General features: G+C 65.4%; 20 protein-coding genes. 8 read left to right on the forward strand and 12 right to left on the reverse strand.

Annotated features, from left to right (window positions below; all coding sequences use genetic code 11):
- Window positions 1-31: 31 nt before the first annotated feature.
- The 8 genes from H3V53_RS21760 to H3V53_RS21795 form a co-directional block, all read right to left on the reverse strand.
- Window positions 32-430, reverse strand: coding sequence for a Rid family hydrolase (locus H3V53_RS21760; protein WP_054923882.1), 399 nt, complete (start codon window positions 428-430; stop codon window positions 32-34).
- Complete coding sequence (locus H3V53_RS21765; RefSeq protein WP_336599706.1) at window positions 427-870, reverse strand: acyl-CoA thioesterase; 444 nt, start codon at window positions 868-870, stop codon at window positions 427-429. Before H3V53_RS21765 ends, H3V53_RS21760 begins: the two co-directional genes overlap by 4 nt.
- Window positions 867-2,066, reverse strand: coding sequence for an acyl-CoA dehydrogenase family protein (locus H3V53_RS21770; RefSeq protein WP_336599707.1), 1,200 nt, complete (start codon window positions 2,064-2,066; stop codon window positions 867-869). The genes H3V53_RS21765 and H3V53_RS21770 overlap by 4 nt, the downstream gene beginning before the upstream one ends.
- A gap of 2 nt (window positions 2,067-2,068) precedes the next feature.
- Complete coding sequence (locus H3V53_RS21775; protein WP_336599708.1) at window positions 2,069-2,920, reverse strand: enoyl-CoA hydratase family protein; 852 nt, start codon at window positions 2,918-2,920, stop codon at window positions 2,069-2,071.
- Between the two features lie 45 nt (window positions 2,921-2,965).
- Window positions 2,966-3,532 (reverse strand): MarR family winged helix-turn-helix transcriptional regulator, encoded by a 567-nt coding sequence (locus tag H3V53_RS21780; protein ID WP_336599709.1) that lies wholly within the window; start codon window positions 3,530-3,532, stop codon window positions 2,966-2,968.
- A complete protein-coding gene (locus H3V53_RS21785; RefSeq protein WP_336599710.1) occupies window positions 3,529-4,308 on the reverse strand; it encodes an SDR family NAD(P)-dependent oxidoreductase in 780 nt (259 codons plus the stop codon). The genes H3V53_RS21780 and H3V53_RS21785 overlap by 4 nt, the downstream gene beginning before the upstream one ends.
- Entirely contained in the window at window positions 4,308-6,680 is a 2,373-nt protein-coding gene (locus H3V53_RS21790) for a bifunctional salicylyl-CoA 5-hydroxylase/oxidoreductase (RefSeq protein ID WP_336599711.1), read from the reverse strand. Before H3V53_RS21790 ends, H3V53_RS21785 begins: the two co-directional genes overlap by 1 nt.
- Window positions 6,681-6,860: 180 nt before the next feature.
- Complete coding sequence (locus H3V53_RS21795; protein ID WP_336599712.1) at window positions 6,861-7,277, reverse strand: winged helix-turn-helix transcriptional regulator; 417 nt, start codon at window positions 7,275-7,277, stop codon at window positions 6,861-6,863.
- Window positions 7,278-7,477: 200 nt separating this feature from the next.
- Between H3V53_RS21795 and H3V53_RS21800 the strand changes: the two genes are divergently transcribed.
- The 3 genes from H3V53_RS21800 (at window position 7,478) to H3V53_RS21810 (ending at window position 12,106) form a co-directional block, all read left to right on the forward strand.
- Window positions 7,478-8,485 carry a zinc-dependent alcohol dehydrogenase family protein gene (locus H3V53_RS21800; RefSeq protein WP_336599713.1) on the forward strand — a complete coding sequence of 336 codons (1,008 nt, stop codon included), beginning with the start codon at window positions 7,478-7,480 and terminating at the stop codon, window positions 8,483-8,485.
- 369 nt (window positions 8,486-8,854) lie between these two features.
- Window positions 8,855-11,470 carry a DNA-binding protein gene (locus tag H3V53_RS21805; protein WP_336599714.1) on the forward strand — a complete coding sequence of 872 codons (2,616 nt, stop codon included), beginning with the start codon at window positions 8,855-8,857 and terminating at the stop codon, window positions 11,468-11,470.
- Window positions 11,471-11,521: 51 nt separating this feature from the next.
- On the forward strand, window positions 11,522-12,106 hold the full coding sequence (locus tag H3V53_RS21810) for a hypothetical protein (RefSeq protein WP_336599715.1): 585 nt from the start codon (window positions 11,522-11,524) through the stop codon (window positions 12,104-12,106).
- A gap of 92 nt (window positions 12,107-12,198) precedes the next feature.
- Here the strand turns inward: H3V53_RS21810 and H3V53_RS21815 are convergent, their stop codons facing one another.
- Window positions 12,199-12,624: a VOC family protein gene (locus H3V53_RS21815; RefSeq protein WP_054923912.1), complete on the reverse strand. Its 426-nt coding sequence runs from the start codon at window positions 12,622-12,624 to the stop codon at window positions 12,199-12,201.
- Window positions 12,625-12,760: 136 nt separating this feature from the next.
- On the opposite strand from H3V53_RS21815, the gene H3V53_RS21820 reads away from it, so the two are divergent.
- Complete coding sequence (locus H3V53_RS21820) at window positions 12,761-13,651, forward strand: LysR family transcriptional regulator (RefSeq protein WP_336599716.1); 891 nt, start codon at window positions 12,761-12,763, stop codon at window positions 13,649-13,651.
- Window positions 13,652-13,730: 79 nt separating this feature from the next.
- Here H3V53_RS21820 and H3V53_RS21825 read toward each other — a convergent pair whose 3' ends face one another.
- Both H3V53_RS21825 and H3V53_RS21830 read right to left on the reverse strand, forming a co-directional pair.
- Complete coding sequence (locus H3V53_RS21825) at window positions 13,731-14,903, reverse strand: thiolase family protein (RefSeq protein WP_336599717.1); 1,173 nt, start codon at window positions 14,901-14,903, stop codon at window positions 13,731-13,733.
- A 106-nt stretch (window positions 14,904-15,009) separates the two neighbouring features.
- Window positions 15,010-16,314 carry an MFS transporter gene (locus H3V53_RS21830; RefSeq protein ID WP_336599718.1) on the reverse strand — a complete coding sequence of 435 codons (1,305 nt, stop codon included), beginning with the start codon at window positions 16,312-16,314 and terminating at the stop codon, window positions 15,010-15,012.
- Between the two features lie 284 nt (window positions 16,315-16,598).
- Here H3V53_RS21830 and H3V53_RS21835 point away from each other — a divergent pair, with 284 nt between their 5' ends.
- The gene (locus H3V53_RS21835) at window positions 16,599-17,369 is read left to right on the forward strand and encodes an SDR family oxidoreductase (RefSeq protein WP_336599719.1); all 771 of its coding nucleotides are present in this window, start codon (window positions 16,599-16,601) and stop codon (window positions 17,367-17,369) included.
- 11 nt (window positions 17,370-17,380) lie between these two features.
- Window positions 17,381-18,184 (forward strand): enoyl-CoA hydratase/isomerase family protein, encoded by an 804-nt coding sequence (locus H3V53_RS21840; protein WP_336599720.1) that lies wholly within the window; start codon window positions 17,381-17,383, stop codon window positions 18,182-18,184.
- 19 nt (window positions 18,185-18,203) lie between these two features.
- Here the strand turns inward: H3V53_RS21840 and H3V53_RS21845 are convergent, their stop codons facing one another.
- Window positions 18,204-19,103 carry a LysR substrate-binding domain-containing protein gene (locus H3V53_RS21845; RefSeq protein WP_336599721.1) on the reverse strand — a complete coding sequence of 300 codons (900 nt, stop codon included), beginning with the start codon at window positions 19,101-19,103 and terminating at the stop codon, window positions 18,204-18,206.
- Between the two features lie 193 nt (window positions 19,104-19,296).
- Between H3V53_RS21845 and H3V53_RS21850 the strand changes: the two genes are divergently transcribed.
- Window positions 19,297-21,309: a CoA transferase gene (locus H3V53_RS21850; protein WP_336599722.1), complete on the forward strand. Its 2,013-nt coding sequence runs from the start codon at window positions 19,297-19,299 to the stop codon at window positions 21,307-21,309.
- A 52-nt stretch (window positions 21,310-21,361) separates the two neighbouring features.
- The gene (locus H3V53_RS21855) at window positions 21,362-22,174 is read left to right on the forward strand and encodes a class I SAM-dependent methyltransferase (RefSeq protein WP_336599723.1); all 813 of its coding nucleotides are present in this window, start codon (window positions 21,362-21,364) and stop codon (window positions 22,172-22,174) included.
- Window positions 22,175-22,520: the final 346 nt, after the last annotated feature.

The raw sequence follows: 22,520 nt of genomic DNA on the forward strand, positions 1-22,520 counted from the left end.
CGACCCCGCGAAAAGCGAATTCACCCAATCCCTAATCAGCAATCACAGCCGTCGCTTCAATTTCAACCTTCGCGTCATCCTCGATCAGCGCGACGACCTGCACGGCGCTCATCGCGATGTCGTAATCGCCGATCAGTTCGCGGAACGCCTGGCCGATCTCTTTCAGCGACGCAAGGTACTCGCGCTTGTCGGTCACATACCACGTCATGCGCACGAGATGCTCGGGTCGCCCGCCCGCTTCGCGCAGCACGGCAATCACGTTGCGCAGCGCCTGTGTCGCCTGTTCGGCGAAGCGGTCGCTCGTCATGCGCGCTTCTTCGTTCCAGCCGATCTGTCCGGCGATGTACACCTGCGTGCCGTTGGCCGCCACGCCGTTTGCATAGCCCTTCGGCTTGGTCCAGCCTGCGGGCAGAAGCGGTCGTTTCTTCATGAGCGTTGCTCCTCCGATTGAACGGCGTGCGGCGCGAAGGCCGCGAGCGCGGCGGCGACGTCGTCGGGAATGTCGATCGACTGGCCGCTTTCCTGCGATGTCGTGACGAGCACCTGCGATGCGCGAAAGCGCTCTCCGCCCGCGCCGTGCGCGACGATTTCGACGCCGATCGAGCGCCGGCCGATGCGCGTCACGCCAAGCGACAGCGTGATCGTTTCGCCCATGCGGCTAGGCCGCGAGAACTCGCAATCGAGCTTGACGATCGGCAGGCCGATGCGGCGCGTCTGGATCATGTGCGCGTAGTCGATGGCAAGGCGCTCGTTGAACCACTCTTCGACGAGCATGTTCGTCATCACCAGATACTGCGGAAAATAGACGATGCCCGCGGGATCGCAATGCGCGAAGCGGATGCGCATGGGCATGTCGAACGTCGCGCTCATGATGCACGCTCCTGTTGCTGCGCGGCCGCATGCGCCTTCAGCAGATCGCGCCCAACGATCAGCTGCTGCACTTCCGTCGCGCCTTCATAGATGCGCAGCGCGCGAATCTCGCGATACAACCGTTCGACGGTGGTGCCGCTTTGCACGCCCATGCCGCCCCACAACTGCACGGCGGCGTCGATCACCTGTTGCGCGCCTTCGCTCGCGTGCCATTTGGCGAGCGCCGCTTCGCGCGTGACGCTCTCGCCCTGGTCGCGCAGCCACGCGGCGCGATAGACGAGCAGCGCGCTGCTGTCGATCGTCAGCGCCATCTGCGCGAGCTTCGTCTGCGTCAACTGAAAATCGCCGAGCGTCTGGCCGAACATCTTGCGCGATGTGGCACGAGCGAGCCCTTCCTGCATCGCGCGACGCGCGAAGCCCAGCGATGCCGCCGCGACCGACGTGCGGAAAATATCGAGCGTGCGCATCGCGACCTTGAAGCCTTCGCCAGGCGCGCCGAGCATCTGGCTGCGCGGCACGCGCGCATTCGCGAAATGCAGACGCGCAAGCGGATGCGGCGCGATCACGTCGATGCGCTCGGCGATCTGCAAGCCGGGCGTATCGGCATCGACGATGAACGCGCTGATGCCGCGCGCGCCCGGCGCTTCGCCCGTTCGCGCGAACACGACGTAGAAGTCCGCGATACCGCCGTTCGATATCCAGGTCTTGTCGCCGTCGAGCACATACGCGTCACCTTCGGCGCGCGCCTGCAGCGACATCGCGGCGACATCTGAACCGGCGTCGGGCTCGGACAAAGCGAACGCGGCGAGCGCTTCGCCCTTTACGACGCGCGGCAAATAGCGCGACCTCTGCTCATGCGTGCCCGCCAGCGTGATCGCGCCGGAACCGAGCCCTTGCATCGCGAGCGCGAAATCGGCGAGGCCGTCGTGCTTCGCGAGCGTTTCGCGCAGCAGACAGATGGCGCGCGTGTCGATCGTGTCGCCGTGTCCGCCGTATTGCGTGCCGCCGACGCCGTACTTCAGCCAGCCCGCTTCGCCGAGGGCGCGCACGAGTTGCCGGCACGTTCCGTCGACGTCGTCATGCTGCACGTGTGCGAGATGCTGCGCGGCCCATGCCTCGATGCCGTCGGCGAGTTCGCGGTGACGCGCGTCGAAGAACGGCCACGCCAATGCGCTGTGCGGATCAGGAAGATTCAAGTTCAGTCTCCTTCGAACACGGGACGCGACTTCGCCGCGAACGCGCGGTACGCGCGCTCGAAATCGCGCGTCGTCATGCAGATGGCCTGCGCCTGGGCTTCGGATTCGATCGCTTCGTCGATGCTCATGCTCCATTCCTGGTGCAGCATTTTCTTCGTGACGCCATGCGCGAAGGTCGGCCCCGACGCGAGATCGGCGGCGAGTTTCGTGGCTTCTTCGAGCAGCGCTTCGGGCGCGCACAGCCGGTTGTAGAAGCCCCATGTGTAGCCTTCATCGCCGCTTGCCGAGCGGCCCGTGTACAGCAGTTCGGCCGCGCGACCCTGGCCGATGATGCGCGGCAGGATCGAGCACGCGCCCATGTCGCAGCCCGCCAGCCCGACGCGCGTGAACAGGAACGCGAGCTTGCTGCGCGACGTGCCGAGCCGCATGTCGGAAGCCATCGCGAGAATCGCGCCGGCACCCGCGCAGACGCCGTCGACGGCGGCGATGAGGGGCTGCGGACAATGGCGCATCGCCTTCACGAGATCGCCCGTCATGCGCGTGAAGAGCAGCAGTTCGGGCATGGGGAGATCGATCAGCGGACCGATGATGTCGTGCACGTCGCCGCCCGAACAGAAGTTTTCGCCCGCGCCGTGCAGCACGACCACTTTCACATCCGTCGCGTAGGCGAGTTGCCGGAACAGGTCGCGCAATTCCGCGTACGACTCGAACGTCAGCGGGTTCTTGCGCTCGGGGCGGTTCAGCGTGATCGTCGCGACACCTGCCTTCACGGACCAGCCGAAGTGTTTCGCTCCGTACGCTGCGAGCATAGTGCGGTTGCCGGCCAGCAGGGCGTCGGCAGCGGATCGGGTCATCGTTGTCTCCTGTGTGTTGTCTCGCGCGCGCTTGCGCATGTCCGGTTACGTGGATTCGCCCTTGATCGTGTTCAGCAGATGCTGCTTGAGCTTGCCGAGCTTCTGATGCGTGCGCGATTTCTCGTCCAGATCGAGTCCGCCGAACATCTCGACGACCCATTGCTCATGCGCGATGGCCATCCGGTCGAACAGCGCGCGGCCTTCCGTCGTGAGGCGCACGCTGATCGAGCGGCGATCGTTCGGATCGGTGTCGCGTGAGACCAGCCCTTCTTTTTCGAGCTGATCGGTAATGCCCGTGACGTTGCCGCCCGTCACCATCAGGCGTCGCGACAGCTCCGTCATCTTCAGTCCTTCGGGGTGACGCTCCAGTTGCGCCATCAGGTCGAAGCGCGGCAGCGTCGTGTCGAACTCGTTGCGCAGGCGCTTGCGCAATTCGGCCTGCACGAGGTTGGTCGTCGTCAGCATGCGAAGCCATAGGCGCAAGCCCATGTGACTGTCCGCGCCCGTGCTCATTTCGAGGTCCACGACGTTCCCCGCAGGTTTGGCGACGCCTTTGCGCGCCGGCTTCGCGTCGGCGGATTCGGCGGTTTTCTTGCTGGCTGTGTTGCTCATGTGACTTCTCCGCCCGAAACGGAAACAGATTGACCGGTGATGGATTCGGCGCCGGGCATGCATAGCCACAGCACCGCGTTGGCGACTTCAGCGGGCGCAACGAAACGGCGCTGCGGGTTGTGGCGCACGAGGATGTCACGCGCCTCCCGCTCGCTGCGCGAGGTTTTCGCGGTGATCTGGTCGAGCGATGCGCGCAACAACTCCGTTTCCGTATAACCGGGGCACACGGCGTTGACCGTGATGCCTCTCGTCGCCACTTCCAGCGCGAGCGAACGCGTGAGTCCGATCACGCCGTGTTTCGCCGCGCAATACGCAGCAACGTACGCATAGCCGATCTGTCCCGCGGTGCTGGCCACGTTGACGATGCGTCCATAGCCGCGTTCGAGCATCGCAGGCAACACCGCACGGGTGCAGAGAAACACGCCCGTCAGGTTGACGTCGAGCATGCGCTGCCACAGTGCGATGTCTGTTTGCGCGAAGGGCGCGGCCTGCGCCTGGCCCGCGTTGTTGACGAGCAGATCGACGGGACCGGCCTGCGCGGCCGCATCGGAAAATGCCTTGCTGACAGCACTTTCGTCGCCGACATCGACGCTGATGCACGCGGCAATCTCGCCGTGTTCGCTCAGCGCTTCGCGCTGCGCGGCGAGCCGTTGCGCATCGCGTCCCATCAGCGTGACGTGCGCGCCGGCGCGCACCAGCGCTTGCGCCGTCGCTGCGCCGATGCCGCTGCCGCCGCCCGTGACGACGGCATGCTTTCCTGCCAGCGTGGTGTTCATCAAACGGTTCCTTCTGCGCGCTGTGCGCGTTCGAGCGGCGAAAGCCGCGCATTCTCGGCGGCTATTGCGCGCTCGCGTTCGTAGTTGCGTTCGAGTTGCGACTTGGCCGCCGTGTATTGCTTCGGCCAGTTCACGTCGAAATAGCCGATCTTCGCGGCTTCGTTGAGCGTCCACGACGGATTAGCCAGATGCGGGCGCGCGATGGCGCACAGGTCCGCGCGGCCCGCGGCGATGATGCTGTTCACGTGATCCGCTTCGGAGATCGCGCCGACAGCGATCGTCGCGATGCCCGCTTCGTTGCGGATGCGATCCGCAAACGGCGTCTGGAACATGCGGCCGTACACGGGCTTTTCGTCCTTGCTGACCTGGCCCGACGACACGTCGATCATGTCGGCGCCCGCCGCCTTGAAGGCGCGCGCGATCTCGACGGCATCGTCGGGCGTCGTGCCGCCGTCGACCCAGTCGTGCGCCGAAATGCGCACCGACATCGGCTTGTCGTGCGGCCACACTTCACGCATCGCGGCAAACACTTCGAGCGGATAGCGCAGCCGATTCGCGAGCGAGCCGCCATAAGCATCGCTGCGATGATTGGTGAGCGGCGACAGGAAGCTCGACAGGAAATAGCCATGTGCGCAGTGCAGTTCGAGCCAGTCGAAGCCCGCTTGCGCCGCCATCTGCGCGGCGCGCACGAATTGCGACTGGATCTCTCGCAGCTCAGCGTGCGTCGCTTCGCGCGACCACTGGCTCACGCCGCGCAGATACTGCTGCGGCGATGCCGAGACCAACGGCCAGTTGCCATCGGGCAAAGGTTGATCGATGCCTTCCCAGCTCACGCGCGTCGACGCCTTCGCGCCCGCGTGGCCGAGCTGCATGCCGATCTTCGCGTCGCTGTTCGCGTGCACGAACTGCACGATGCGGCGCCACGCGTCGAGATGCTCGGACGCATACATGCCGGGACATCCGGGCGTGATGCGCGCATCCGCCGACACGCAGGTCATCTCCGTCATCACCAGCGCGGCGCCGCCCATCGCGCGCGCGCCGAGATGCACCAGGTGATAGTCGCCCGCGATGCCGTCGACGGCCGAGTACTGCGCCATCGGCGACACGACGATGCGATTCTTCAACGTCACGCCGCGCAATCTGAACGGCGTGAACATGGGCGGCACGGAATGCTGCTGCGGCCCGCGTTCGATACCTGCGCGCGACGAGAGCCAGTCTTCGAACGACGACAGATAGGTCGCATCGCGCTCGCGCAGATTTTCGTGCGAAATGCGCTGCGAGCGCGTCAGCAGCGAATACGCGAATTGCTCCGGCTCGAACGATGCGTAACGGTCCACGTGCTCGAACCATTCCGTCGAATTGCGCGCGGCGTTCTGGATGCGCAACACGCCGATGCTGCGCACATCGGTGTAATGCGCGAGCGCGGCGGCGAGATCGTGCGGATGCGCGTCGATGCTGTTGGCGAGTTCGATGGCATCTTCGAGCGCGAGCTTGGTGCCGGAGCCGATCGAAAAGTGCGCGGTATGCGCGGCGTCGCCCATCAGCACGACGGGCACGCGCTTGCCGTCAGCCTGCGTTTTCCAGTGCACCCACTCGCGATTGACGACGCGCGGAAAGCGAATCCATTGCGCGGAACCGCGCAGATGGCTCGCGTTCGAAATCAGCCGGTTGCCATCGAGATACTTCGCGAACAGGCGCTCGCAGAACGCGATGCTGTCTTCCTTGCTCATGTCGTCGAGACCGGCGGCGCGCCACACGCGCTCGGGCGTTTCGACGATGAACGTCGAGGTCTCGTCGTCGAAGCGGTACGCGTGCGCCTGGAACCAGCCCCATTCGGTTTCTTCGAATGCGAACGTGAACGCGTCGAACAGCTTTTTCGTGCCGAGCCACACGAAGCGGCAGTCGCGCAGGTCGATGTCGGGCTGATAGGTGGCCGCGTACTTCTGGCGGATCGCGCTGTTCAGGCCGTCGCTGGCGATGATGAGGTCGGCGTCGTAGTCGTCGTCGTTCGTGACTTGCGTTTCGAACACCAGCTGCACGCCCAGTTCTTCGCAGCGCGCCTGCAGGATGTTCAAAAGGCGCTTGCGGCCGATGCCGCAAAAGCCATGTCCCGACGAGCGCACCTGCGCGCCGCGAAAGTTGATTTCGATGTCGTCCCAGTGATTGAACGCGTCGAGGATCATGTCGGCGCTTTTTTCGTCGGCGGCGCGCAGATTGCCGAGCGTCTGGTCGGAGAACACGACGCCCCAGCCGAACGTGTCATACGGGCGATTGCGCTCGACGACGATCACTTCATGCGCCGGATGGCGACGCTTCATCAACAACCCGAAATACAGTCCCGCCGGACCGCCGCCGATACAGACGATGCGCATGTTGGCTCCCCAACGTGAAGGTGCAATCTTACTTTAGGTTTTGATAGTTTAGATGTCAAGTAAATTTGCGTGGTTCGGCTGACGGGCGAAGCCGAAATGGATGCGGGAGGTAAAGTCTGTCAGCGAAGACCAGGGTTGGTCGTTGCGCTGGTCCGCGACGCGCTCACGGAGACCGAGGTTTCAAGCAGCCTGTCCCGCCGCCTGAGCGCGGCGGCGGCGCTTCGCTTCTGTCGGCTTGAACCCATCCTCATTCAACGCGGCTTCCGCCGCGCGACGCGCCTGATAGGTTTCGCCCCATTCCCTGAGACTGATCAGCACGGGCGCGAGCGATCGACCGAATGGCGTCAGTTCATATTCCACCTTCGGCGGAACCTGGGGATACACATGCCGGGTGACGATTCCATCCGCTTCCAGTTCGCGCAGCTGCAGGGTCAACATGCGCTGTGTCGTATTCGGCAGGAGCCGTGTCAGCTCCATGAAGCGCTTTTTCTCGTGCAACAGGTGAAAGAGAATCACCGGCTTCCACAAGCCGCCGATGACGGAGAGCGTGACTTCGACGGCACAGCCGCTGCGGCGGTCCAGGCGTTTGGGTCGCATGAATCTGTACCTACATAATTGATAGTACCGGCTTTGATTGTACCTTCTTGCGATGATCGACGTGTGCCGTGACAATCACTGCATGGTCGCGAACTGCCTTTGCCGCCCTCGCGCGCTGGACAGCGGCACGCGACTGCATTCCGGCGCCGATGTGCATCGTCACATCGTGCGCACGTCAATTGATGTCAGGAGTTACTTTGATGAAAGCCATCACTTTGCGCCGGCCCGGCGGACTCGATCACCTCGAACGGACGGAAATCGCCGATCCCGGTGCGCCGGCGCCCGGCGAAATCCGCGTGCGTGTCCACGCGAGCTCGCTTAATTTTCATGATCTGGGCGTTGTCACGGGGCGACTGCCGACGGATGACGGCCGCATTCCGATGTCGGATGGCGCGGGCGTCGTCGAAGCGATTGGCGACGGCGTCACGGAGTTCGCAGTGGGCGATGCGGTCGTATCGACGTTCTTCCCCGACTGGCTCGACGGCGGCCCCACGCGCGCCGACTTTGCGACAACACCGGGCGATGGCGTCGACGGCTATGCGCGCGAGGTCGTCGTGCGTCCCCAGCAATGGTTCACGCGCGCGCCGCTCGGCTACAGCCATGCCGAGGCGGCAACGCTCACGACGGCGGCTTTGACGGCGTGGCGCGCGCTCGTCGTTGACGACGCGTTGAAGGCGGGTGACACCGTGCTCGTGCAGGGAACGGGCGGCGTCTCGATCTTTGCGTTGCAGTTCGCAAAGCGGATGGGCGCAACGGTGATCGCAACGTCGTCGTCCGACGAGAAACTGGAGAAGGCGCGTGCGCTCGGAGCAGATCATCTGATCAATTACAAGCGGGATACCGATTGGGCATCGAAGGTGCTCGACGTCACCAATGGCCGCGGGGTCGACAACGTGGTTGAAGTCGGTGGCCCGGATACGCTCGGCCAATCGATTCGCGCGTGCCGGATCGGAGGGCATATCGCCCTGATTGGTGTGTTGACGGGGATCGCAGGGCAAATCCCGACGGCCGAACTGATGCGCCGTCATCAGAAGTTGCAAGGGCTGATTGTGGGCAGCCGCAGGCACCAGATCGACATGATCCGCGCGATCGACGCAAACGGCATCAAGCCCGTGATCGACTCCACGTATCCCCTCGATGGGATTGCAGATGCTTTCCGGCATCAGGCGAGCGGGAAGCACTTTGGGAAAGTCTGCCTGTCGATTTAAAAAGGAAGGACCGTGCATCGCGCGACGCCTTTTTCGCGCGATGCGCGCCACAAGCGCATCAGCATCAATAAGCACGAGTCAAAAAGCTTTGATTCTGCGCGATGCCGCCAGCACCTTCGTCCATTGCCGAGGCCACGCGCCGGGTTGAACCCGAGCGCACGTCGCCAACGGCAAATACACCTTCGACGCTGGTCTGCAACGTTCCGGACGTGCCGCTCCTCCATCGAGAGAGCGCTGTCACCGGCTCTTATGCCTCGGATCACGCGGTCCGCCCTCCGCTGGCACACTTCTTTCATCGCGATTCCCCCCGATCGTAGTAACGTATCGAAAATTTGTCTTTCGCCCGGCTGGATTGAACTTGAGGCGCTTATGTCCACAGAAGCAGACATCATTTCCGATCAACAGATCGCCGCCATTGCAGATCGCATGACCGAAGAAGGCCGCCTTGTTTCCCCTGTCACCGTGTGGTCGGAGGTTCGGAGCGGTTCGATCGTCGAGGTCGCGGCCGCCTTGCAGCGCTGGCGCGACGCGCGCGAGTCGCGGGCGCCCGAGACGGCCGCTCCCAAGGCGTTGCCCGGCGAGCTTGCCCAAACGCTGATCGAGATCGCCAACCGGATCTGGTCGGCGTCCCAGCAGGACGCGCAGCGCTTGCATATCGAGAGCCTGGGCGCCGCCAACCAGCAGCTCGACGTCGTGCGCCGCGAGCGGGACGAGGCCCTCGCCGAGTATCAGAAGACGGGCGAGCAGGTCGTCACGGAGCGCGAGCGGTTGAGCGTCATGCAAGACGACCTGCACGCGCTACGCGATGCCGCCGAGCGGGACCGGGCGGAACTGTCCGCCTCGAAGGCCCGCGCCGAAGCGGCCGAGTCGAGCGTCGCCGAGTTGACGCAGCGTGCGTCGGAGCAGGAAGCGAAGATTTCGACGATGGAGGCGTCGCTCGCGGACCAGCATCGCGCGAACGAATGGCTCGCCGCAACGGTCTCCGGCAAGAACGAGGAGATCGCGCGGCTTGGCCGGGATCGCGACGACGCCCGGCGCGAAGTCGCGAGGCTGAGCGAAGCCTGGCAGGCCAAGCTCAACGAAGCGGAGCGCCTGTCGCAAGAGGCGAGCGCCGCCGAATCTCGCGCCCAAGCCGCCACGGCGCAAGCGAGCGAAAGCGCGGCACAGGCCGCCGCCTTCGAGGCCGAATTGAGCGAAACGCGCCGCGCGCTCGCAGCGGAGCGCGACGCGGCCGTGGCGCGCTACGAAGAGGCGGCCGATCAGCGGGAAGAACTGCAGCGCGTCGCGCGCGAACTCGACGAAGCGCGTGCGCAAATCGATGCGGCAAACCAGGCGCAGACGGCCGCGGCCGCCGAGCTGGCGCAAGCCGTGCACGATGCAGCCGCTTCGACACAACGGGCGGAAGCGGCCGAGCAGCGCGCGGTGCAGGCGGAGCAGGGGCTAGCGCTGGAACGCGAAGCAACCGCTGCGCAAAGCGACGAGTTGCAGCGCGTCAGACGCGAACTGGACGAAGCCGGCTCTCAGGTGAAGGCGTTGACGGAAGCGCAGGCCGCCGCAAGCGCCGAACTGGCGCGCGTCGCGCAGGAGGCGAAGCAACACGCGGATACGGCCGCGCAGCATGCCGCCCAACTGGAGCACGACCTGGCGGTGGAGCGCGAGGCGACGTCGGCGCAGGCCGACGAACTGCGCCGCGTGACGGGCGAACTGGACGATGCGCGCGCGAAGATCAATGCGTTGTCGGAAGCGCAGACAACCGCGAACGCCGAACTGTCGCGCGTGACACAGGCGGCAGCGGCGGCGAACGAACGGGCCGAGGCCGCGACACAGCACGCCGCGCAACTGGAGCAGAGTCTCGCCACGGAGCGCACGGCGACGGCGGCACAGGGCGACGAACTGCAGCGCGCGACGAACGAACTCGCGGAAGCTCGTGCGCGAATCGACGCGCTCACTGAATCGCAAGCGGCCGCGAGCGCCGAACTCGCCCGCATCACGCAGGACGCGTCGGCGCAGAAGACACGCGCGGATGCCGCGCAGCAGCATGCCGCGCAACTCGAACAGGCGCTTGCGGCCGAACGTGAGGCGGCAACGGCGCGCCACGCCGAAGCGTCGGCGCAGTTCGACGAGTTGCAGCGCACCCAGCGCGAGCTTGAAGAAGCGGGCGCGCGAATCAGCGCACTGAGCGATGCACTGAACGACGCGCAGAAGGCCGCGAACGCGGAACGCGCGCGGCTGTCGCAAGAAGCATCGTCGGCAATGGAACGCGTGGCGCAACTCGAGCAGCAGCTCGCCGCCGAACGGGATGCGGCGGCGGCGCGCGCTAACGAGGCATCGGCACAATCGGCGGAACTGCAGCGCGTCACGAGCGAACTCGAAGCGGCACGCGCGCAAATGCGCACGCTGGACGATGCGCACAAAACGGCGAGCGCGGAACTGACGCGGCTCGCGCAAGAGGCATCGGCAGCGAAAGAGCGTGCCGATGCCGCCGAACATCGCGCGGCAGAACTGGAACACAGCCTCGCCACCGAGCGCGAAGCGGCAGCTGCGCGCGATCACGAGGCATCGGCGCAACTTGCCGAGTTGCAGCGCGTATCGAACGAACTCGACGCCGCGCGCGCGCAAATCGGCGCGCTGAACGAGGCGCAGTCGTCGGCGAGCGCGGAACTGGCGCGATCACGCAGGACGTGTCGCGGCGACGGATCGCGCGCAGGCCGCCGAGCAGCGCGCGGCGCAACTCGAGCAACATGCCGCGCAACAGGAGCAAAGTCTCGCGGCCGAGCGGGAAGCCGCCGCGGCGCAGCACGAGCAGTTGCAACGCGTTACGCAAGAACTCGACGCAGCCCGCAAGCAGATCGATGCGTTCAACGACGCGCAGGCTGCAGGCAACGCCGAGCTGGCGCGCGCGACGCAGGAAGCAGCGCTTCTGAAGCAGAAGGTGGACGAAGCGGAGCAACGCGCAGCCGAACTGGAGCGCAGCCTTGCCGCTGAGCGCGAGGCGTCCACGGCGCGAAACGACAAGGCGGCGAATCAGGACAGCAGTTGCAACGCGTTACGCAAGAACTCGACGCAGCCCGTAAGCAGATCGATGCGCTGAACGACGCACAGGCTGCGGGCAACGCCGAGTTGGCGCGCGCGACGCAAGACGCGCTCGCCGCAAAGGCGCGCGCCGACGAAGCGGAACGCCGCGCGCAGGAGCTGAGCGAAAGCCTGGCGCAACGGGCGAGCGCGCATGCATCGTCGAAAGAAGGGCAGCCGGATGCGACCGACGTCGCGGAGGAAATCGCGGCGATGCAACGCCAGCTCGCCGCGCAGTCCAAGGCGCACACGAAGGCCTACAACGACCTTCGCGCGAACGCCGAGCAATGGGTGACGTACGCCAAGGACATCAAGCAGCGGCTCGACCAGGCGAACGAGAAGATCCTCTTCATCGACGCGCGCAGCACGGGCGAGGCCGCGCTATTGCGCCGGCTGTCGTTCGAACTGGAGCGGCTCAAGCCCGATCACGAGCTGGTGTTCCGCGAGGCGCAGAAGAAGCTGATCGGCGCGACGATGGCGCAGCAGCTCGCGCAAAAGGGCTACAAGTACGACCCGGCGACGGCCGTCATGTCGAAGGAAGAAGGCTGACGTTTCGCAAATGACCGCGGTCCGCGTTCCTCGCCGGGAAAGCGCGGACCGCTCGCATCAGCCGATTCAAAAGGCGCCGCCGAAGCATCGCATCACTTTGCGAACAGCTGGCCGATGTCCTTGAAAGCCTTGAATTCCAGCGCATTGCCGCACGGATCGAACAGGAACATCGTCGCCTGCTCGCCGACCTGCCCCTGAAAGCGGATGTACGGCTCGATCACGAACTTCGTGCCGAACGACTTCAACCGTTCCGCGAGCGCCTCCCACTGATTCCATTCGAGCACGACGCCGAAGTGCGGCACGGGCACGTCGTGACCGTCGACGGGATTGCTGTGTACGCTTTCCTGCGAGGCCGTTTTCGGATGCTCGTGGATTACGAGCTGGTGGCCGAAGAAGTTGAAGTCGACCCATTGCGTGCTGGAGCGGCCTTCTTCGAGACCGAACACGCGACCGTAGAAATCGCGCGCGGCGGGAAGGTCATAGACGGGAATGGCCAGATGGAAAGGGGAAAGGCTCACTGATTGCTCCATTGCATTGTGTATTTCCGTATGGACTGTGTGCGTGTGAATCGCGCGTGGATCGCTCATGATAGGCTGCGCCATTGAAAAAATAGAATCAATATATAATTTCCTCACACACAAATAAAATTTATCGATGATTCGCGAGTTGAAAACGCTGATCGCCGTGGCACGCGAAGGCACGTTCGCCGCCGCCGGCAAGAAGATCGGCCTGACACAAGCGGCAGTCAGCGCGCAGATGCAGAGGCTTGAAGCGGAACTCGGCTTCGCGCTGTTCGATCGCGAAGGCCGCGCTGCACGGCTGAATGCAATGGGCCAGCAGATCCTCGTGCAGGCGCAGGAAGTGGTGCGGCTGTACGGCAACCTCAGTTCGGCGGCAGCGGATGCAGCGGCTCCCGTGCGCGTGAACATCGGCGCGATTGCGTCGGTGCAGCGCTCGCTGCTGCCCGATGCGCTGGGGCGCTTTCACGCCGCGTGCCCCGGTTGCCGCACGCGTGTGATTCCCGGTTTGTCGATGGAACTGGTCAACATGGTCGATGCCGGCGAGATCGATATCGCCGCCATCATTCGTCCGCCGTTTTCGTTTCAGAGCGATCTGCAATGGACGCCGCTCGCGCAAGAGCCGTTCAGGCTGATCGTGCCGCGTGGCGTCAAGGGCAAAGACTGGGCCGAGCTGCTGTCGGCGCAGCCGTTCATTCGTTACGATCGGGCCTCGTTCGGCGGCAGGCTGGTGGACCGTTTTCTGCGCAGCATGCACTTCACCGTTCGCGAAGTGTGCGAACTCGATGAACTCGAAGCGATCGTCAGGCTCGTCGAGAACGGCGTCGGCGTCGCGCTCGTGCCGCAAACGGCCACCTACAGGCGCTGGCCGTCGACCGTGCGCGCCGTGGACCTGGGGCATCACACGTTTCATCGCGAGATCGGACTCGTGCATCGGGCGCCGCAGCGGTTGAGCGAGCCGGTGCAGACGCTGCTGCGGCTGATCGAGGGACAGGCGAAGAAGAAACCAGCGTCGCGGGAACGATAAAGCGCCAGCGTCGGCAGGCGGGCACCGGTGCTGACGGCATCATCCGGCGTGAGCTTCGCCGTGCCGGATGATCGAATGCTCAGGTCGACAGAATCGTCACCAACGCCACCGCCGAATCTCCCGCCAACTGCCCGCCGTTGTTCTCCGCCAGCGCCACCTTCGCGCCCGGCCGCTGCCGCGCGCCCGCCTTGCCGCGCAACTGCTGCGTCAGTTCGACGATCTGCGCGACGCCCGTCGCGCCGACAGGATGGCCGCGCGACAGCAGGCCGCCACTCGGATTCACCGACACGCGTCCGCCGATATCCGTGTCGCCGGAACGGATCAGCTTCGGCGCGTCGCCGGGCGCGCACAGGCCGAGATTCTCGTAGTGAATCAGCTCGGCGGGCGCCGATGCGTCGTGCAGTTCGACTACGTGAACATCCGACGGACCGATGCCCGCTTCTTCATAAGCCGCACGCGCCGCGCGCACCGCGACGAGTTCGCCCGTTCCATCCGCTTTCGCCGACACGATCGAACTCGCGCGAATGAACACGGGGCGGATATCGCGCTTCGCCGCATAGTCTTCCGAGCAGATGAAGACGGCCGCGCCGCCGTCGCCGATCGACGAACACATGAAAAGCGTGAGCGGATCACTGACCATGCGGCTCGCGAGCACTTCGTCGATGCTCGTCTCGCTGCGGAATTGCGCGTGCGGATTCAGTGAGCCCGCGCGACGGCTCTTGACGACGACCCGCGCAAAGTCGCTCGCGTCGGCGCCCGTCTTTTCCATCCACTTGCGCGCCTTCGCCGCATAGAGATCCATGAAGAGCGAGCCCGTGCCCGTCGTCACGCCTTCGGGGAACGGCTCTTCGAGATCGACGGCTTTCGCGAACGCGCCGAACGAAACGGCCTTGTCTTCGTGCGAGAGCTTCTCGACGCCGACGACCAGCGCGGTCTCGGCCTGTCCCGACGCAACCGAAAGCCACGCGAGATGCAACGCCGAACTGCCCGACGCGCATGCGTTCTCGACGTTGAACATCGGCTTGCCGTCGAGTCCCGTATTGCGCAGCGACGACTGCGCGCGAATCATTTCCTGTCCCGTGACGACGCCCGCCGCTGCATTGCCGAAGAACACGCGATCGACGTCGTTGACGCTCACGCGCGCGTCCTTCAGCGCGAGCGACACCGATTCCTCAGCGAGCGACTTCAGATTGCGTTCGAGAAACTTGCCAAACGACGTCATGCCGACGCCGCCGATGACCACCTTGCGCATTGCTGCCTCCAGTAAAAGCACTTTCGAAACCTGTATGACGGCGCGCGAACGTTCGCTGCCCTGAGCGTCGCTTCGCCAATAGCCAACTCAATCGCGCATCCTGACCTCAATCGAGAACCTTGCCGCGCGTCTCGGGCATCCGCGCATAGACCGCGAAGCCCACTGCGCACACGGCTGCCACGTAGACCCAGAGATACGGCGCGAGACCCGAATTCGACATCGCCGTGACGATGTAGGGCAGCGTGCCGCCAAAGAGCGCCGCCGATATCGCATACGGCAGTGCCACGCCCGTCGCGCGAACGTGTGCCGGGAACTGCTCGGCCATGACCGTCGCGCAGGTCGCCGCGAAGCCCGACGACAGCATCATGCCGATCGTCACGATGGCGGTGGCGCTCCAGAAGTCGTTGGACAGGAAGTGCAGCGCGGGCCATGCGAACAGTGCGGAGCCGCCGGCGAACGCGAGCAGCACAGGCTTGCGGCCGATGCGGTCCGACAGCATGCCGATGAACGGAATCGCCACCAGCGACACCAGAATCGAAATCACGCTCGCGCTGAACGCGTCGTGCAACGGCAAGCCGGTGCGCAGATGCGCGAGCGTCGGAAACAGCACCAGCCACAAATAGATGCACAGATTGCCCGCCATCGCGATGCCGATCACGCGCAGCGCCGCGCGGCGATGCTCGCGCAGGATCACGAGAAACGGGTGCCGCGCGCGTTGATGCGTCGCGAGCGTTTTCTTGAAGGCGTCGGTTTCGGCGACGGCGAGCCGCACCCACAGTGCGACGAAGCCGAGCAGCCCGGCGATCCCGAACGCGATGCGCCAGCCGTAGTTCGCCATGCCCGCCTGATCGATCATCGACGTGAGAATCGCGCCGATCGCGGCGGCCACCAGCACGCCCGCGTTCACGGCGAAGTGCTGCCACGAGCCTGCGAAGCCGCGCCGCGAAGGCGCCGCCGATTCGATCAGGAACGTGGATGCCGAGCCGAACTCGCCCCCCGCGGCAAAGCCCTGTACGAGGCGCGCGAGCACGAGTATCAGCGGCGCCGCGAAGCCGATCGATTCATAACCGGGACACACGGCGATGACGAGCGAGCTGCCCGCCATCAACGCGACCGACAGCGCGAGCCCGTTCTTGCGGCCATGCCGGTCCGCGTACGCGCCAAGCAGCGCGCCGCCGATCGGCCGCATCACGAAGCCGACGGCGAATACAGCAAACGCCGACAGCAGCGACACGCGTTCGTTGTGCGCGGGAAAGAAGTGCCGCGAAAACAGCGCGGCGAAGGTGGCGTAAATGATCCAGTCAGTGAATTCGACGATCGTGCCGAGCGTTGCCGCGACGATGGCCTTTCTCTGCACTTGCGTGAGCGGCGTGGCGGATTCGTGGGCAACGCCGGGAAGGATACTGTCCATGTTGTCTCCGTGTCTCTTGTGATGAACGCGCCGGTGATCGGTGAGCGGTGATCGGTCCGGCACATGGACGCATCGTAGGTTTCGCCAAACGCGCTGCGCAAACGACTTTTTTTGCGCACTCGATTGATTTTTTGTGCACCGAACGCGCGTGTCGCCAGCGGCTGGGCGCGGCCGCTTTCGATTGAGCGAAAGTCAATCGAAGCCGCGAAAAATGTCGTTTGAGCGCGGCGCGCCTGGCGTCCTAGCATCGGTTGCACAGGCTTTTCATTCCACGGAGACACGTCATGGACGCTTCATCACACCACAACCCCGCCGCCGAGGTCGCCATCGTCACAGGCGCTGCGAAGGGTATCGGCTTCGGCATCGCGCAGGCGCTCGCCCGCAGCGGACGGCGCATCGCGCTGTTCGATCTCGATCGTGCCGCGCTCGATCACGCCGCGGGCGCGTTGAGCGTCGGCGGCGCCGATGTGACCGCGCTGCCTGTCGACGTCACGAACAGCGGCTCCGTCAATCAGGCCGTCGAGTCGGTGATCGCGCGCTTCGGCCGTATCGACGTGCTGGTGAACAACGCGGGCATCGTGCGCGACAAGCGCATCACGAAGATGAGCGACGACGACTGGGATGCCGTGCTCGGCGTGAATCTGAAGTCGCAGTTCCTGTGCTGCCGCGCCGTGCTCCCGCACATGAGCGCCGCGCGACATGGACGCATCGTGAACATCTCGTCGCGCGCGTGGCTGGGCGGTGCGGGACAGGCGAACTATTCGGCGGCGAAGGGCGGTGTGGTGAGCCTCACGCGCAGTCTCGCGCTCGAATGGGCGAATGCCGGCGTCACTGTCAACGCGGTCGCACCGGGCATCGTCGACACGCCGCTCTTTCGCGCATTCGACGAAGCGCTTCAGGAGCGCCTGAAGAAGTCCGTGCCCGTGCAGCGCATCGGCACGCCGGACGACATCGCGCAAGCTGTCCTGTTCTTCTCGCAGCGCGACGCGTCGTACATCACGGGACAGACGCTGTACGTGTGCGGCGGCCGTTCGCTGTCGTCGCCGAGCGTTTGAGGAGCACGGTCATGACGATTCACTACAACGTGACCGCGCATGTGGCGACCGTGACGCTCCATCGTCCCGAGTCGCTCAACGCGCTCGATCTCGACAGCCTCAACGCATTGCGCGCGGCGCTCGCGCAGGCACGCGACGACGACGACGTGCGCGTGATCGTGCTGACGGGCGCGGGGCAGAAATCGTTCTGCGTCGGCGCGGATCTGAAGAACACACTGCCGCCCGCGACGAGCTTTTCTTCAGCATTCGTGCATCCCATGGACCGCGCCGCGGCAGAAGGCATCTACGTGCGCCTGATGGACCTGGGGTCGCTGCGTCTCTTCAAGCCGGTCATCGCCGCGATCAACGGATACTGCCTGGGCGGCGGACTCGAACTCGCGCTGCAGTGCGACTTGCGGATCGCGTCGCGCAATGCATCGTTCGGCTTGCCCGAGGCAGTCGTCGCGAGCATTCCCGCCGTGTGCGGCATTCAGGCGCTGCAAAAGGCCGTGCCGTCCGCGATCGCAATGAAGATGCTGCTGACAGGCAGCCGGATCGACGCGATGTACGCGGAGCGCGTGGGCTTGATCTCCGATGTCGTCGAGCCCGAAGCGCTGCTCGACAAGGCCCTCGAACTGGCGCGCACGATTGCGTCGAACGGTCCGCTCGCCGTGCAGATGATCAAGAAAATCGTCGAGACGAGCAGCAACGTGCCGCTCGCGCAGGCGCTCGAATTCACGGAGCTCGCGTGGGGCGCGATGCGCGATTCCGAAGACCGCGTGGAAGGGCGCAAGGCGTTCGCTGAGAAGCGCAAGCCGCAGTACAAGGGCCGTTGAGAAGCGATGCGGCGAAGTATCAGACGCCCGCTTCGCCGATCGACAGCAGCCAGTCGCGGAACGCGGCGAACTCGGGATTCGTCAGATGCTCGCGCGGATAGATCAGGTAGTACGTGAACGCGCCCAGATCGAGCACGAACGAAAAGGGCATCACGAGCGTGCCGTCGCGCAACTGGTCGGCGACGAGCACGCGCTGCGCGATGGCGACGCCGACACCTTGCGTCGCCGCGAAGTACGCGAGGATCGAGCTTTCGTAACTCAGCCCGCTCAGCGGATTGACGCCGCGCACGCCCGCTGCGTCGAGCCATTTGGCCCAGTCCTCGCGGCGCGCAAGCGAATGAAGGAGCGGTACGTTGCGCAGCGCCTGGGGTGTCGCGTCGGCGAGATCGGGATGCGCGCGCAAGAACGCGGGGCTGCAGACGGGCACGAGTTCGTTCGGCACGAGCCGGTCGAATCCGAGTTCGGACGACGGCGCGTGCGACAGACGAATGGCGCCGTCGACATCTTCCGTATTGAAGTCGACGGCCTGCAGCGACGTCGTAAGACTCACTTCGATGTCGGGATGCTCGCGATGAAACGCGGACAGACGCGGCAGCAGCCAGTTCATCGAGAACGTCGTGTAGCCGCGAATTTTCAGCGTGCGACGGCGCCGCGCTTCCGTCAGGTTGATGGTCGCGGTGCGCATCGTTTCGAAGCCGCGCACGATGTCGGTGAGATAGCGTTCGCCGATCGGCGTCAATGCGATCGCGCGATGACCGCGCTCGAAAAGCTGCACGCCGAGTTGATCCTCGAGCAGCTTGATCTGCCGGCTGACGGCGGCGGGCGTGACGTTGAGCTCGTTTGCCGCGAGCTGCACGCTGAGCAGCCGGCCGCATACCTCGAAGGCCCGCAGCGCGTTGAGTGACGGAAGGGTTCGCATCAAAAAATGGTAGCACGCGCTTCGCGCCGCGCATGCTGGGGAAGCTGCGTAGAACGGCACGGGCAGCGTGTGCGTACGTGTCGGCACGCTTGAGCAAAACTCAATCGAGTGCGAACGAAATGTCGTTTGTCCGCGTTTCGCTCGCGCCGTATCGTTGATTCAAAGGCAATCTGTGAGACTCAAGGAGACAACCATGCTGGACGGCGTGCGGATTCTGGCCTGGGGCACACGCGATGCGCTCAGGCTCGGCGCGGCGCTGCTCGAACATGCGGGCGCGCAGGTCGCGTTTGCGCAGTCGCCATCGGACGGCTTCGCGTATGACGTGATCGTCGTTTCGTCGGACGTGAGTCCCGAGAGCGACAGGCGCGTCATCGCGGCACTGAAGGCCGCGGGCAAACACATCGTGTGCGACATCACGGCAACGGGCGCGCACGATTCGCGCGAGCGCATGGGCTTCTCCGATGCGCAGATCCAGGCGATCAGCGGTTTGATGGACACGACGGGCTTCGCGGCGGGCGAGCCCGTGCGCATCGGCGTGCCGTTCGCGGAGTTGTCGGCGGCACTGTATGCGTGCGCGGCGATTGCGGCCGCCGTGCGCGTCGAGCGCCTGCACGGCATCGCGCAGAACATCGACGTCACGTTGTTCGGCTGCGCGGCGAGCGCGCTCACCACGTTTCTGCCGGCGGCGTTCGCGCAACGCACGGCGGCCCGCGTCGGCAACCGCCATCCTGCCTGCGCGCCGTGGAATGCGTATCGCACGCGCGACGGCTGGGTGCTGATCTGCACGAGCACGGAAGACCAATGGCGCAAGATCAAAGGCGTGGCGGGCGTGCCGCAACTCGACGATCCGCGCTTTGCAAGCTTGCGCGGCCGCGTGCTCGACGTCGACGCACTCGATGCGTTGATCGAACGCTGGACCACCACGTTGACCACGGACCAATGCTCGAAGCTGTGCGAAGCAATCGGCGTGGCGGCGGGGCCGATCGTGCCCGTCGCGGGGCTGTCGGGTGAGCCGAATTTCCGCCTGCGTCACGCGCAGGCCGCGCAACGGATCGACGCGCAGGGCATCGATGGCGAGACCTATCGGCAGGTGCCGATATTCGGCATCTCGCGCCTGTCGAATGCGGACGAGCCGACGCCCGCTTCCTGCGCCGCGCCGCGAGCGGGCACGGACGACGAGGCGCGCGTGAGCAGCGCGGGCCCGCTCGCCGGCATCAAGGTCGTCGAGATCGGCCAGTACACGACGGCGCCTCTCGTCGGCAAGCATCTCGCGGCGCTCGGCGCGCAAGTGGTGAAGGTCGAGCCGCCCGACGGCGAAGTCGCGCGCTCGTGGACGCCGGGGCAGGCGGGCACGAGCTATTTCTTCGCGCTCAACAACACCGACAAGCAGACCATCGCGCTCGATCTGAAGCAGCAAGCCGACAAAGCCTATCTGGCCGCGCTGCTCGCCGACGCGGACGTGCTGGTCGAAAACCTGCGGCCGGGCGCGCTCGCGAAGCTGGGATTCGACCGCGAATCGCTCGGCAGGATCAACCCGCGTCTGATCTACTGCTCGATTTCGGGCTTCGGCATGGCGTCCGCGTACCCTGCGCGGCCGGCGTTCGACACCGTCATTCAGGCGATGGGCGGTCTCATGGACCTGACCCAAAGCCGCGGCGAACCGGTGAAGGTCGGCGTGTCGGGCGCGGACATTCTCGGCGGGCAGGCCGCGCTGTTTGCGATCGTCGCGAGTCTCGCGGGTTCGGCCCGGCAGGAGGGCGCCTTCGTCGAAATATCGATGCAGGATGTGGCCGCGTGGTGCGCGCTGTTCGCGGCGGGCAATCGCGCGCCGGAGGGCATCGCGGTGGCGTGCATCGACGGCCATGTTTGGCTCGAAAGCGATGAAGGTTGCGCAACGGACCTGCTGGCGGCCCGCGCGAAAGCGGCGCGCTGCGGCTCGCTCACGCGGGCGGCCGCGGTCGCAGCGCTGGCGCGCGCGGGCGTGCGTGCCGTGCCCGTCGCGCGCGTCGTCGAACTGGTCGAAGACGCCGATTTTCTGGCCGACGTGCTGAGTGTCGCGCGCGATGCGAACGGCGCGTTCTGGCCCATCGTCAAGGTGCCGTACCGGCTGTCGCGCACGCCTGCGCGCGTTCGCATCGTGCCGGGTGCGCCCGAGGTCGTCGTGGGCGCGGCGGCGCGCGCTTCCCGTTTCGATGCCATCGCCTAAGCTTTCAGCACGAGCACGGCGCGACTCGCGGCAGATGCGACGGAGGCAGGCAATGAAAACACCCAACGACACGGGCTTCACGGGCTCGATTCCTGAAATCTACGAGCGGGACCTGGTGCCGATGCTGTTCGAGCCGTTCGCGCAGGATCTGGCGAGCCGCGCGGCATCCGTCCATCCGTCGAACGTCCTCGAAATCGCGGCGGGCACGGGCGCCGTCACGCGGGCCATCGCGCAGGCGCTGCCGGAGCAGGTCGAAATCGTCGCGACGGACCTCAACCAGGCGATGCTCGACTGCGCCGCGCGGCGCGGCGTGAGCCGCCCCGTCAGATGGCAGCAGGCGGACGCGATGCAGCTTCCGTTCGACGATGCCGCGTTCGATCTCGTCGTCTGCCAGTTCGGCGCGATGTTCTTTCCCGACAAGGCGCGCGCCTTTGCCGAAGCGCGCCGCGTGCTTCGGCCCGGCGGCGTGCTGCTGTTCAACGTCTGGGATCGCATCGGCGAAAACGAATTCGGCGAGACGGTGTCGGCGGCGCTCGGCGAGCTGTACGCAACCGATCCCCCTCGCTTCTTGCAGCGCGTCCCGCACGGCTATTGCGACACGGGTTCCATTTCGCGCGACCTTGCCGGCGGCGGCTTCAAGGCGCCGCGCATCGAGACAGTCGCCAAACGCAGCCACGCGGCTTCCGCGGGCGTCGCGGCGCTTGCCTACTGCCAGGGAACGCCGCTGCGCGGTGAAATCGAAGCGCGCGCGGGCGCCTCGCTGGACGAGGCGACGGCCGCCTGCACCGCAGCCCTGGTCCGGCGCTTCGGCGAGAACGCCATCGACGGGAAACTTCAAGCGCACGTGGTCGCGGTGCAACATTGAAACGATGAAATTGTGTGTATCGACCCGTGCAACGATCGGTAAAGCCTTATGTATCAAGCCCTTTGAAACGCGCAGACCGGAATTTGTTACACCTCTTACGAGCGGGGCGGGCGGCGTTACGAACGCCTTTCAGGCACGCGGTTATACTCGGCGCCGTCTCAAAAACAACGGGTCTTACAAATGTCGAAGCGAATCTTCCAGATGGTTGCCCTTGCAGCGCTCACGGCTGCGACCTCGTTGCCGGCGGTGGCAGGCGATATGAATAACGCGCTGGGCGGCGCACTTGGCGGCGTCGCGGGCGCGGCGCTGGGCGGCGCGGTAGGCGGCAGCACGGGCGCGGTGATCG

The sequence above is a fragment of the Paraburkholderia bengalensis genome, assembly GCF_037126505.1.
Classification (GTDB): Bacteria; Pseudomonadota; Gammaproteobacteria; order Burkholderiales; family Burkholderiaceae; genus Paraburkholderia; species Paraburkholderia bengalensis.